Genomic DNA, 13639 nt, shown 5'->3' with positions numbered 1-13639 from the left:
GGTTGCTCAGCCCATGCTCTTCGAGCCGTCCAGGGCCTCTCGGATGATGTCGGCGTGGCCGGCGTGCTGGGAGGTCTCGCCGATGATGTGCAGCACCACCCGCAGGGCCGACCACCGGACGCCGGGCTCGAACCACGGGGCAGCGGGCAGCGGATGAGCCACACTCAGATCGGGCAGCGTGGCGACGAGCTCGTCCGTGCGCTGGGCCACCTCGGCGTACTCCTTCAGCACGCCCTCCAGCGTCTCGTCGGGCAGCATCCGGAACTCGTCCGCACGCCGGGCCCAGTCGGCCTCGGTCATCTGGTTGAAGTCGCCCATCGCCGACGGGCCTTCCAGGATGAAGTCCACCCACTTCCGCTCGACCGAGGCGACATGCTTGATGAGCCCGCCCAGACACAGCTCGCTGACGGTGGTGCGTCGCCCGGCGTCCTCGTCGGTGAGGTCCCGGGTGGTCAGACGCAGGAACTTCCGGTGGATCGCCAGGGCCGCCAGCAGGTCGGCGCGCTCGCCGGCGGCGGCCGGGGCCGCGGTGCCCTGGACGGCGGTGTCGGGGGCGAGGGGCTGGTTCGCGTTCATCGTGGTCTCCGGCTCGTCGTCGGTGGTGCTCCGTGGACAAGCACCACAGTAGGAGCCGTGTAGGTCAGACAGTGACCTACACGGCCAGGGCGGAGGAACGCGTCTCGCCGGACGCGCTCCAGGCCTGCGCGCACAGCGTCCGTTCCACCTCCCGCAGGTAGACGGCGGAGGTCAGCCAGGCGCGGGCGAAGCGGTCCGTGTCCGAGGGGAGCAGGCGGCCGAACGCGTCGCGCGAGCGGTCGGCGGCGGCCGCGTGCAGCTCGTCGAGGCAGTCGCCCGCCGTGGCGAGGCCCAGGCGGCGCAGTCGCCCGCCGTCGCCGCCCGCGCCGGCGCCGGGGAGGGCCAGGACACGGCGTCCGCCGCAGACCGTCCGGTGCACCCGGCGGCGCAGGAGGTGCAGCGGCGCCTCGTCCGGTGCGGGGGCGGGCACGGGGAACGCTGGGGCGGTGCCATCCCGCGCGGGCAGATCGGCGTGCTGGAGACGGTCCAGGCCGAGGTCCACCCGGGCGGCGCGGTCGGCGGGGTGCTCGACGGCGAGCAGCAGGGCGCGGGGCAGCGGGCCGGGCGTCAGCCGGGCGACGACCCGCAGCCGGGCGCCCCGCGCGGCGGCGAGCAGGCGCAGGTTGTCGCGGTGAGGGAGGGCCGGATCGTCGTGGGCCGCCGCCAACCGGAGCGTCAGCCCCTCGCAGTCGGCCAGCAGACACTCGCCGGCCGCCTCCCGTACCGCGCCCGTGAGGGTGACGTCGAGGAACAGCAGACCGTGCGCGTCAGGCCCGCCCGCGAGGGCCCGGCCGACCTGCCGGTCGAGGGGAACCGCCCACAGCCGGGCCGTCGGCCCCTCGTGCCAGGACGCACCGGACGCGCGGACCGCCCGCACCCCCGCCCCGGCGCCGAGCCGGCCCGTGGGGGAGACGGTCGCACCGGACACCGCGAGTCCGGCGCGGGACAGCTCACGAGGGGTCAGGGAGGTGTCGCCGATCCGTACGGCGCGGTCGGCGGCGCCGGTCGCCCGGCCGGGACCGCCCGGCGCCACGTCGGACACCGTGTAGAGGCGACCGTCGGCGTCGGCGGTCCAGGTGACCGCGCCCGCGTACCCCGTCGCCGTGAGGACCGCCTCCGAGAACAGCCCGTACAGACGCAGCGAGCCGTCCGGGCGGTACGGCTGACGTGCGGCGCCGCGCAGCCCGGCCAGGTCCGCCCCGGTGGCCGCCGGCAGCCGGTGGGCGACGGCCAGGGCGTCACACACGGTGTCCGCCAGGTCCGCGAGCCGGTACGCGGGGTCGGCGGAGCGGGCCGCGCGCACGCCGGTGACCACGGCGACCGCCGAGGCGGAGGCCCGGGGGAGTCCGGCGAGCCGCGCGGAATGCGCGGCGCGCAGCAGCTCCGCCTGGAGGACGGCCCCCGCGCCGTCCGTCCCGGCTTCGAGGACGGCGGCCGTCGCCTCGAACACGGCGCGCGCGGCGGCGCGTTGTACGGGCGTGACGGTGTCGGAGGCCGACGCTTCGCCCTGTGTCCGGCCGGGGCCGCCCGGCAGCGGCTTCGCCTTGTCCCGCGGCGGGTCGGTGTCGCCTCGCGGCGCGTTCGCGTGCTCCTCCGCTGCGGCTGCGGTTGCGGTGGGGCCGTCCTCGGGCGCCGCGGCGCAGTCGTCGACGGCCACCGGTGCGGCCGAGGCCGCCGCCGCGCGGTGCAGGCAGTCGGGGGAGAGCAGGCACCCGCAGCGGATGGCGTCCGCACGGGTCACCACCCCGCCCGCCGTGTGCAGGACGAGTTCGGTGTCGTCGTCGACGGCGATCCGTACGATGTCGCCCTCGCGGATGAGCGGACGTGCCGCGAGCTTGGCGACGCCGGCGTCCAGCCGCTTGCGCAGCCTCGGCGACAGCGCCCCGACGAGCTCGGCGGTGACGGACGGGTCGACCGGAGGCAGGCCCGGGTTCATGAGATCTTCTCCCCTACCCAGCGGGCGAGTTCGAGCGGACTGAGAGCGGCGACGGGCATGCCCGCGGCGACGAGTCGGCCCGCGACGCCCGTCGAGTAGCGGGGCCGGCCCGTGTCGTCGAGGCTCGCGCAGCCCAGGACGTGGCAGCCCGCGTCGACCAGCGCGCGGACCTCGGCCAGCAGTCCGCCCAACGGATAGCCCTCCTCGAAGTCGCTGACGACCACGACGAGGGTTCGTGAGGGGACGGCGACCAGTTCACGCGCGTGCCGCAGCCCCGCCGCGATGTGCGTGCCGCCGCCCACGCTGACCTCCAGGAGCAGCGACAGCGGATCGCCGACGTGCCCGGTGAGGTCGATGACCTCGGTGGAGAAGGCCAGGAAGTGCGTCGACAGGGTGGGCACCCCCGCCAGCACGGAGGCGGTCAGCGCCGCCCACACCGTGGACGCCTCCATGGACCCCGACACGTCCGTCACCAGGATCAGCCGCCAGTCGGCGGCCCGCTTGGCGCGGGTGCGGAAGACCGGGTGCTCGGGAACCACGTGCACTGTGCCGTCGGGGCCCCGGCGCGCGTTCACCAGATTCGCCCGCAGGGTGCGGGGCAGGTCCAGGCCGCCGCCCGGGCGCCGGCTGGGGCGCGGCAGGGCCGTGCCGTGCAGGGCGGGCCGCAGACGGGTGGCCAGCTCACGCGTCAGCGCGTCGACCAGTCTCCGCACGAGCGGACGCAGCGCCGCCAGCCGGGCCTCGGGCAGTCCGCCCGCGTGCCGCAGCACCGTCCGCAGCAGGTCCACGGAGGGGCGCACGCTGTCGGCGTCCAGTTCGGCCAGCACGTCCCTGCGGCCCGACGCGGCCGCCGCCGCGAGCACCTCCTCCCGGATGCCAGGGCCGAACAGCGCGGCCAGTTCCTGCGACCACTCCCGCACACCGGGATACGGCGCCTCCCGGCCACCGCGCCCACCAGGGCCGGCCGGCTCGCCACGGCTGCCCTCGCCACGCCCGCTGCCGTACAACTCGTCAAGGGCAGTCGCCAACGAGGCGGCAGCGGGCGGCAGAGTGTCCCCACGCCGACCGAGGACGAGCCGCCAGCGATCGGCGGGGGCGAGAAGCCGCCCGTCCTCCGGAGGAACGGCGCGCGGGGAGACGCCCCCGGCGCCGCCCCGGCGGCCGGCTGCCGTCTCGGCGCCTGCCCCGGCGGCGGCTCCGACGTCACCCCCGGCTCCGGCGACCGCCCCGGCGTCAGCGTCGACCGAGGCCGCCGCGTCCGACTGGCTCCTGTCCGCCCGGAGGACGGGCAGCAGCCCCTGTTCGCGCAGCGCTTCGCGGGCCGTGAGGTCCGACCGGGTCCAGGCGGCCAGCGCGATCGGGTCGACGCCCTCCGTGTCGGCCACGCGTGTGCCGCCGAGACGTTCCTCGAGGGCGGTGAGGAGGCGGTCGCGGGCTGCAGGGCTCAGCGTGTCGAACCCGCCCCGCAGAGCGGGAAGCCGGTCCAGGAACTCCCGGTCCGCGAGCTCCGAGACCCGGTCGAGCAGCGGCTCCAGCGCGGGCACTGCCGCCTCCAGCAGCGGGCCCGCGGCGGTCAGCAGCCCGGTGAGGCGCATGGTCAGCGCGGACCGCGCGTCGGGGTCGACGGCCCCGTCGACCCAGGAGGCGACGCGCTCACCGAAGTGCCGGGCGTCCTCGTCGCCGAGCAGAACCCTGACGGCGCCGGCCGCCCCGCGCATCATCGGCGAGCCGTCGGCGGCCAGCCGGCCGAGGGCATCGGTGAGACGGATGCCGCCCGACCGGTCGGCCCGCTGGGCCAGTTCGAGCAGGGCATGGGCGTCGGCCCGGTCCTCGGACCCCGTCAGTCCGTCCACCTGCCGGACCGCGGCCGTGGTGAGCAGCTCGGCCGTGTCGGCCACCCGCTCCGCGCGCCCCGCGGGATCGAGTCCCGCGAAGTGGCCGGCCCGCAGTCGGTCCGACAGGGCCAGTGCGCCGAGAAGTTCGGGCAGGGTGCCGGCCGGCGGCAGGACTTCGGCGACGTCGTCGAGGCGTTCGTCCGTGAGCGCGCCCAACCCGCACTCCGCCGCGCCCGTCAGGCCCGCCAGCACCTGCGCGGCCGTCGGCCCGCCCTCCTCCCGCTCGGCACGCCGCCGTTCACGCAGCACGCCCTCGGCGGCCTGCGCCGGGGTCACGCCACGCATCCCGGCGGCGGTCAGCATCGCGGCCGTGGCCGGCGTCCAGCGCACCTCCCAGCGCGAGGTGAGCGCCTCCGCCCCGCCCGCGCCGACGACTTCCCTGGCCTCCCCGTACGGCACCCCGCACACCGTGAGCCGGCGCAGCAGCAGCTCACGGCGGCGGTCCAGGTCGGAGCGCAGCGGGTCCAGTCGCAGATCACGAGCCCGTCCCTCACCGCCCTGCGCCGGCCCGGGCAGTCCGAGCGCCGCCACCTCCTCCTCGACCGCCGGGGCGAGTCCGCTGCGCGGCGCGTCCGGCGCGGGCCGCCCGGTACGGCTGCCGACGAGCACCCGCTCCATCGCCCGCGCCACGGCCCGCCCCCGCCCGTACGGCTCACCCTGCGCGAGGACCGTCTGCACCGCTTCGACCAACTCCCCCCGGCCGGCGGCGGGCAGCCCCCGCAGCCGGGCGAGGTCGGAGGCGAGGCGGACGATCTCGCGGGCGTCGGCGGGGCCCGACGGGTGTCCCAGGGCGCGCAGCTCTGCGCACACCCGCACGGCCGCCCGCGTCAACGCCTCCTCCAGGGCCGCCGGATCGCCGGCCGCGCGCAGCACCATGTCCTGCCACTCCGGGTCCCGGATGCCCGCCGGATAGCCGGAGCGCTCGTCGAGCAGGGCGTAGGCGTACGGGATGAGCGACGTCGTCCACGAGGAACCGCTCGCCGGAGCCGGAGCCGGAGCCGGAGCCGGAGCCTGCGCCGCGTCCCGCGGGACCGGTCCCACCAGCGCGGGGGCGTGGAAAGCCCCGACCACGACGGCGGCCCGCTCCCCGCCCTCCGTCGCCTCGGCCAGCCGGGCCCGCATCCACCGCTCGCGCCGCAGGTCCACCTCGGGCACCCCGCCCGACGCGACCGCGTCCGCGCGCAGCGCCCACCCGGTGAGCAGGGCCGCCCGGCGCAGGGCCTCGGGCGGCGAGCCGGGGGCGGTCGCCTCGACGAGCCGGTCCCACAGATCGTCGCCCGGCCGCCCCGTCAACCTGGCCCGCAACGCCCCGGCGAGCCCTGGCCCACCGCCCTCGGACGCGGGCTGCCGCCGGCCCTCCTCCCACGCCCGGTCGGCGAGCGGCAGATCGCAGGCGATCACCGGCGTCCCGCGCCGGGCGGCCCACCGCACGGCGGCCAGCTCGGGCGAGAAGTCGGCGAACGGATAGAACGCCGGCCCCTCGCCGCCCCGCCCGCCTCCGGGAGCCGCGGCGAGCGCGACCGGGGCAACCGTCTCCTCGTGTCCGAGCCAGGCCAGCCACTCCTGCATCTCGACGGGCAGTTCGACGAGCAGCACGTCCGGCTCCGCCGCGTCGAGCAGCGCGGGCACGGCGGCGGCCAGCGAGGGCGCGTGGTGCCGCACGCCGATCAGATACGGCGCGTCCGGCCCGGTGAGGGCGGCGAGCGCCTCGGCGGGCGTGCCGGTCCCGCTCTCGGCGCGGTCGCCGGGGCCGGATCGGGCAGGGGCGGGGGAGAGGGACACGGCGTCAGCCCTCCAGGACCGTGCGCAGGTCCCACAGGGTGCGCCAGGTGGCGGAGCCCTGCTCGGCGCGCCGGCGCACCGGGCCGTCCCAGTAGCCGCGCAGGCGCGCCGCGTCGGCGGGGTCGTCCTTGCGGACCACGCCGAGCAGATGCCCGGGCAGCAGGCCGAGCACGTCACGGTCGCCGGGGAAGTACGCCGCGGCCAGCGCCAGCGCGCCCGCGACGGACACGGCCTCGGCGGTGCTCATCACCGTCGACGGCCGTTCCACCTCCCACCCCTCCGCGGACCGGCCCTCGCGCAGGTCCCGGAAGGCGGTGACGAGGGCCTCCAGGACGGCGTCGTCGACCTGGAAGGGTGCTCCTGCCCGCTCCACGGAGACCCGCGCCTGACCGCGCACCAGCGCCGTCTCCGAGTCGAGGTCGGAGATCGGGCCCACCGTCTCGAAGTTGAACCGCCGCTTGAGGGCCGCGGACATCTCGGAGACGCCCTTGTCCCGCAGGTTGGCGGTGGCGATGAGGTTGAATCCCGGAGCCGCGTGCGCCAACGCGTCGTCCGTGCCCGACAGTTCGGGAACGGCGATGCGCCGCTCGGAGAGCAACGACACCAGGGAGTCCTGCACCTCGGGCAGACAGCGCGTCACCTCCTCCACCCGGGCGATGCCGCCCCGCCGCATCGCGGTCAGCACAGGCGAGGGCACCAGCGCCTGACGGCTGGGCCCCTGGGCGAGCAACAGGGCGTAGTTCCAGCCGTACTTGAGCTGGTCCTCCGTCGTGCCCGCGGTGCCCTGCACGACCAGGCCGCTGGTGCCGCAGACCGCGGCCGACAGCAGCTCCGACAGCATCGACTTCGCGGTGCCCGGCTCCCCGACGAGCAGCAGACCCCGCTCGCCGGCCAGCGTCACCACACACCGCTCGACCAGCGCCCGGTCACCGACGAACTTGCCCTCGACCACAAGCCGGCGCGGCACCCCCTCGGGCGCGTGCGCGCCGTCGGGCAGCTTCAGGGCCCGGCCGTCGCTGCCCATGACGAACGTGACCACCGCGCGCGGGGTCAGCCGCCAGGACGGCGGGCGCGGTCCGTCGTCGTACGCGGCGAGGAAGGCCAGCTCGACGGCGTACCGGTCCTCGGGCGGCACGATCTGGCGGGCGGGCGCCGACTCGGAGGCGGAGCCCGAGTCGGGCAGGGAGGCGGGGACAGTGGTCATCGGCGCGCGTTCTTCCGGCTGGTGGGACGGGCGGGACAGGTGCGGGGGAACGGACGTCATCGGCGCCGGCCCTTGCGAGTGGCGCGGGTGGTGAGCTCCTCGTACGCGGGGGCGTCGCCGGACCTGACGCGGGCCCACGCCCGCTCGAACAGCTCCGGCACCGGCAGCAGCGGGACGGCACGCGCCCGGCCGAAGACCGGGTAGAGGCCTTCCTTCCAGATCTCCACCGGCAGCGCGGGAGCCTTCAGGTCGCGCCAGCCGCAGGGAAGGAAAAGCGTGCGCCCGGCCCGCGGCCGCCTGGCCTCCACGACCAGGCCGGTGGCAGCGAGCTCGGTACGGGCCTTCTTCAGCCGCGCGGGCTTCCAGCCGGTCCAGCGCGCGCAGTTGCGGTCCGTCGGATCCGGCAGCGCCAGCAGCTGGAGGTAGAGCGCCGCCGCGTCCTCGCCGAGCCCGTGCGCCTCGGCGACCTCCGCCACCAGCCCGGGCACGCTCACGGTCGGGTCCTGGGCGTGCCCGGCGAACTCCCCGCCACCGGTTCCGGCCGCGACGGCGCGGGCCAGCTCGTCGTCGAGGATCGTGCACAGAGCCCGCAAGCCCATGCCGCGCCCCGGGCCGACCAGCCCCTCCACCAGCCCGAACACCGGGTCCCCGGGCCCGGACAGCCCGGCCGGGCGGACCAGGACGGCTTCCTGCTCGCCGTACCACGGACGCAGGACGAGCGCCTCGCCCAGCGGGGTCAGACCGTCGGCTTCGGAGACACCGCCGCCCAGCCCGTACGCCTTGCGCAGCCCGACCGCCGTCGAACCGCCCTTCTCCGCCCAGGAGATGTCGAGGTCGAGCAGCAGCCCCGGATCGGCGACGCGGCGGCGCAGGGCGGCCAGGCCCTCGGGCAGAGCGGCGCGCAACGGGTGCCCGTACGGCAGCGCGTAGGCGAGCCCGGCCAGCGCGCTCACCGCCTGCGGCAGCTGATACCGCCCGGGCAGCGCCTCGGCGTCGTCGGGGACCAGCTCGCCGTCCTTGTCGGGGCGCTGCACCGTGGTACGGCTGATCCACGGGGTGCGCGCCGGATTGAGCACGGCCTCGGCGGACCCCGCCGGCACGCCCGTGAGGTCCAGGTCGGCCGCGAGCTCCTCGGGCAGCCGCACGAACCCGCCGAGCCGCTCCTGCCACACCCGGCCCGCGGCCGCCGTGTCCGGACCGGCAGCCCACAGGTCGCCGGGGCTCTCGGGCAGCAACGCCTCGATCAGCGCCGCCCTGTCACCGGACCCGAGTGAACCCAACAGCCCCTCACCGAAGCTCTTCTGACGTGGTTTCAGTCCTATCGCCGCGAGCGTCTCGGTGGAGATCTCGGCGGGCTTGCCCACGAGGAGCAGAGCGGCCTGCACGGGACCCAGCCCGCCCCGCGTCGCCGCCGCCAGGGCCGCCGGAGCCTGAGGCTGCCAGGGCGCGGCCCCCTTGTCCCGGATCAGCGCGGTCACCGCTGCGAGCGCCTCGGCGTCGAACACCGGCGGGCGCGCGGTCTCCGCGGTGAGGACGAAGTGCGCGACCGCACCGAACGCACCGGCCGGATCGTGGTCCAGGGCCAGCCAGTTCACCGTCCCGCTCCCGTGGTCCACGCTCTGGCAGCCCAGGACGACGACGGTCCGGCCCCCACGGCGCAGTACCTGGCCGACACGCTCCTGCTTGTCGTGTGGTTCGCTCAGCACGACCTCCCGCAGTGCGCCGCTCCCCGAAGCTGCCAGCGGACCGTCCACGATCGCCTCGAACAGCAGGAGCAGCGCCTCCCGGTGCGCCTCGGTCAGGGCCGGGGAGGCGGCGCGGTAGGCGAGCGGGCGCAGCGCGCCCAGCACGGACGGCCAGACCAGGCCGATGCCGGGGACGGTGAACTCGTCACTGCGCCACTCGCCGGAGCCGGTGCCGAGCGCGGAGCGCCGGGGCAGCGGCTTGCCGTCGGCGGGCTTCCCGGACAGCACATGATTCACCGCGCGGATCTGGCGCAGCGCGGTCCAGCTGGCCCTGCCGTTCCACCAGCCGTACTGGTCGGCGAGGCCGGCGACGGCCTCGCGCAGCGTCTGGTCGTCGCCGTGCTCGGGACTGAGGTCGGCGAACATCCCCTCGGTGCGCCGCCGGTCCGTCTGCGAACGCCGCACCGGGGGCGCGACGAAGGAAGCGGTCGACTCCGCCAGGCGCAGCACCGCCCGCACGAGCGAGGCGACGCCGGTCAGCACGCGCGGTTCGGCGAGGTCGGGCAGACAGCGGAGAACGACGTCACGGAGGACCTCCTCGACGGAGGGCGCGACGGTGACGCCACCGGCGGTGACGACGGCGCCGCCGGACGAAGCCGTCCCGGCGGAACTACCCGCCGGTGTCCCGTCCTTCGCCGCCGCCAGGGCCGCACGCTTCAGCAGCGCCGTGCGCTCCGCGAGCGCCTCGGCCCCCGCGCTCAGCAGCTCGGCCGCCCGGGCGTCGCTCAGCGCGCGCAGCAGGGCCGACGCGCGCTCGTCCCGTGGCCGCAGCGCGTGCCAGAAGTCGACCGGCGGGACGAGCCGGGTGCCGGCGGCGAACTCCCCACCGCGCTCTAGCGGCGTCAGCCGCCCGAGCTCCCCGGCGGCGGACGTGTCGCCCCCGGCGTACAGGGCGATCTGCCGGTGCAGGGCGACGACGACGGGCTCGGCGCCCCCGGGCAGCCGCAGCGCGCCCATCGGAACGCCCCGCTCGCGCCCATGCGCCGTCGGCAGGGCGACCGTGCGCCCGTCCGGCGTCCCGGCGACCGTGCGGGCCTCGGCGCCCTCGCCCTCCGTGCGCACCCAGCGGCCGAGCACCCTGCCGTCCGTGCCGAACGGGCTCAGCTCCAGGCCCGGTTGGACGGGGAGCACCGCGCAGTGCTGCTGCCGCAAGCTCGCGCCCTCCAGGACTCCGGTCCGGAGGAACGCGGGCAGCGAGGCACGCCCGTGCGTGCCGGTGGCCGGGTCGTACTCCAGCCAGACCTGCTGCCGCCCCTGCCGGCCCTGACGCCAGTACGAGGTGCCGTCGCCGAGGATCGGGCGCGAGGCCGGCACCACCGTGTCGCCGGCGTGCAGCGTCCGCCCGCCGGTGGCCCGCCCGCCGCCGGGCAGCGGCAGGGAGGGCTCACCCGCGTCCCCGCTCGCGAGCCAGCGCGCCGCCTGCTCGCCCCCGACGGTGAACACCTCGTGCGGCCGTGCCGACCAGTAGCCGCGCTGCTTGTTGTCCTGCCACCACATCACCAGCAGCTCGCCGTCCGTGTAACGGAACGTCGGACGCTGCCAGCGGTCCAGCTCGACGGGCAGCCGCAGCTCGTGCTCCAGCCAGATCCCCTGCGGGCCGACGACGATCGCCAGGTGCCGGCGGGAGAGGATCAGGGCGGGCCAGGCCTCCTCGACGCGCAGGACGTCCTCGCGGTCGCTCCGGGTCCGGGCGTCGAGCCGCTCCAGAGCCTCGTCCAGCGCGGGCCAGCCCAGCTCGTCCGGGATGCCGGCACGCAGCGTACGGCCGAGCAGCGGGCCGGTCTCGTGGGCGGCGGCCTTGGCGACCGCACCCGGCGCGACCCGGGCGGCGACCGCGCGGAACGGACGCAGCCGGTCCAGCGCCTCCCGCGCGGCGGGCAGGCCGAGGGCGGCCGTCAGCGCCTCGGCCGAGTCCTCCAGCCACTCCCGCAGCACGCCGGCGAGCACCGGGTGCCCGGCCAGCCCCTCCACCAGCTTGTCATCTGGGCGTTGACGGCTCAGCATGCCCACCGAGCGGTACAGCAGACGCCGGCAGCGCGGGTCCGCCGCGAGGGCGGTCAGATCACGCCGTCCGGGCCGGGTCTCGTTCAGCCAGGGCCCCAGCGGCAGGAACACGTCCCGGCCGGCGTCGGGCAGCGTCAACGGCACGTCCTCAGCGGCGCACAGGTCGAACAGGTCGAGATCGGCGCCCGCGTGCCAGCGGCTGGTGAACAGGTCCACCGGGCGGCCCTGCGCGCGCAGTCGCGGCGCCATCCGCTCCACCAGCGCGAGCGTGGCCGGCGAGCGGCTGCTGACCGCCGCGCCGTGCTTACAGTGCAGCGACCACCGGCTGAGCCAGTCCGCCGCGTCCACGTCGTTCGCCGCCGCGCCGGCCGCGTCCAGGTGGTTCGCCGCGACGCCCGCGGAGTCCGTGACGCCCGCGGAGTCCGGGGCGCCCGCGGAGTCCGGGGCGTCCGCCGCACCGGTCAGCAGCAGATCCGCGCCGGTCTCCGAGAGCAGCGCCAGCCACGACTCGTCGTCCGCGACGGAACGGCCCAGCCCGGCCGGCATGATCTCCAGCAGCCGGCGCCTCACCGCCGGCCGCTCCTCGGCCAGGACTTTCAGGGTCGTCCGGTAGGCGTTCCAGAAGGAGCCGGGCGCCCGGACCGCCGCGGGCGAGGCGATCAGGTCGGCGACCAGTGCGCCCTCCTCGGCCGCCCGGTCCAGTCCGGCGGCCTTGATCAGCCCGCGCGCGTCCTGCGGCAGCGACGCGTACGGCGGCATGCCGGCCGCGCAGCGCTCCACCGTCAACTGCCGGAACTGCGCCCACGCCTCGGCCGGGCTGAGCCGGGCCCCCAGCGCTTTCACATGCTCCTTGAGCGCCTTGACGGTCAGCGCGCCGGCGAAGGCGAACTCCAGGAACACCGCCCGCTGCCGCTCCTCGTCCACGGCCAGCGCGTGCACCCGCTCGGCCTCACGAGCCTTGCCGAAGAAGGCGGCTGCGTAGGCGGTGTTCTCGTGCTGGAGGAAGACCCGGGCGGCCTGCTCGTAGAAGGTCGGCAGGAAGTGCGGCACGGCCCGCCCGAGTCGCTCGCCGAGCGCCTCGAAGCCCTCCTTGGCGGCGCCGGGGCGGGACTTGGCCTGCCGGGCGAGTCGCTCGACGTCCTTGACCAGCGCCAGCGCGTGGTGGCCGTTGGCCGGGTCGTTGACCAGCGCCCACGCCGGGAAGCCGAGCGTCTCCTTGCGGATCTGGCCGACCTCGGGCGCCTCCGGTTCCCGGGCCAGCCCGAGGAAGTCCAGCGCGAGGTCCTCGGCCTCCCCGAGCGTGCCCGGCACGAGCCGCACGACGCTGCGGCCGGCCAGGGCGGCATGGGTGTAGGTGCGGACGGTGAGGACGTCGGCGTCGGCCCGGTCGGTGGAGCCGGGCGGCAGCACCGCGCCCGCGTCGAGCAGCGCGGCCGCCGTGGTCTCGTCGTAGGTCGTCATGCAGCCCGCTCCTCGTCCTCGATGTCGCGCCCGGCATACAGCGCGGCCGCCATGCGCATGCCCTCCGACCAGGCCACCGGCCCGACCTGACCCAGCTTCAGCGCCTTGCCGGCCGGGTCGGTGAAGACCAGCGGGCCCGTCTCCGTCTCCTCGTAGCCGTCGTAGTCGCCGACCCACACCCGGGCCTCGACGCCGCGGCCGTCCTCCAGGACGGAGCAGACCGCGTGACCGCCTCGGACCCGGTAGCCGAGCTGGGCGGCCCGGCCGTGCAGGAAACGCAGCTGCTTGAAGACGCCGCCCGCGAACTCCTCGACGGAGGAGGCCTCGGCGTCGAGCGCGGCGGGCCGGCGCCAGACCTCACGGAAGAGCTGCCGGGCACCCTGCTCGACGCCGAGTTCGACGGCGAACTCCCGCAGCTCCTCCAGGTCTTCGAGGAGCACGGGGTGCGGCAACCGGACCAGGTCGCAAGTGATGCGAACGGTGTCGCCGTCGAGATCGACCAGACCGAGACCGCGCTCGAGGTCGGCGTCCCGCAGGAAACCGGCCACCTCGCCGTCGTCCCCGGTGACGACGAGGTCGCGCAGGGCGGACTGCCAGGCCGGGTCGGGCCACACCCGGGCGAGGACGGCGAACGGCACCGGCAGCGAGCGCACCATCCACCGCTCGACGTCGGTCAGGCACCGCTGTTCATGCCGCGCCAGCCACTCGAGGAGCTGACGCAGACCCACCACGGCCGGATCGTCGGCGATCTTGGACGGCAGGGCCTTCAACCGCCGTCCGGCCGCGTTGCGGCACACCACCTTGCCGTCGTCGAGGGCGACCTCGTAGTCGCCGGCCGACACCCACCCCATGCGTGCCTCCCGCACCCGCAGTGATCAAGTGTCGGGAACTGTAGATCAAGCCACTGACAACGAGGTCCGGGCAAGCGGCCGCCCGGGTGTGGGGGAGGGGGAAAGAGCAGTTCAGCGTCCTGTCGAGGACGTCGACGGGCAAGAGGAGACGTCTGCGGCAGGACGGGTTCCGGTCACCGCCGGGA

6 protein-coding genes are annotated in these 13639 nt (G+C 76.2%); all 6 read right to left on the bottom strand.

Features of this window, described 5'->3' with window-relative positions; translation table 11 throughout:
• Positions 1-6 precede the first annotated feature (6 nt).
• The 6 genes from ACIRS4_RS03495 to ACIRS4_RS03470 all read right to left on the bottom strand — a co-directional run bounded on the left by ACIRS4_RS03495 (position 7) and on the right by ACIRS4_RS03470 (position 13454).
• Positions 7-576, bottom strand: a complete 570-nt coding sequence (locus ACIRS4_RS03495) for a DinB family protein (protein WP_404189287.1) — start codon at positions 574-576, stop codon at positions 7-9.
• Between the two features lie 76 nt (positions 577-652).
• Complete coding sequence (locus ACIRS4_RS03490; protein ID WP_404189284.1) at positions 653-2512, bottom strand: hypothetical protein; 1860 nt, start codon at positions 2510-2512, stop codon at positions 653-655.
• Positions 2509-6078: a DUF5682 family protein gene (locus ACIRS4_RS03485; protein WP_404189798.1), complete on the bottom strand. Its 3570-nt coding sequence runs from the start codon at positions 6076-6078 to the stop codon at positions 2509-2511. Before ACIRS4_RS03485 ends, ACIRS4_RS03490 begins: the two co-directional genes overlap by 4 nt.
• A gap of 115 nt (positions 6079-6193) precedes the next feature.
• Positions 6194-7393: an AAA family ATPase gene (locus tag ACIRS4_RS03480; RefSeq protein WP_404189281.1), complete on the bottom strand. Its 1200-nt coding sequence runs from the start codon at positions 7391-7393 to the stop codon at positions 6194-6196.
• Positions 7394-7449: 56 nt separating this feature from the next.
• A complete protein-coding gene (locus ACIRS4_RS03475) occupies positions 7450-12603 on the bottom strand; it encodes a hypothetical protein (protein WP_404189278.1) in 5154 nt (1717 codons plus the stop codon).
• Positions 12600-13454: a DUF4132 domain-containing protein gene (locus ACIRS4_RS03470; RefSeq protein WP_404189276.1), complete on the bottom strand. Its 855-nt coding sequence runs from the start codon at positions 13452-13454 to the stop codon at positions 12600-12602. Before ACIRS4_RS03470 ends, ACIRS4_RS03475 begins: the two co-directional genes overlap by 4 nt.
• Positions 13455-13639: the final 185 nt, after the last annotated feature.

This window comes from Streptomyces sp. NPDC101166 (assembly GCF_044768125.1).
In the GTDB taxonomy this organism is placed as follows: Bacteria; Actinomycetota; Actinomycetes; order Streptomycetales; family Streptomycetaceae; genus Streptomyces.
The sequence above is the reverse complement of the archived record's forward strand: the minus strand, read 5'-3'. Positions and strand labels throughout refer to the sequence as shown.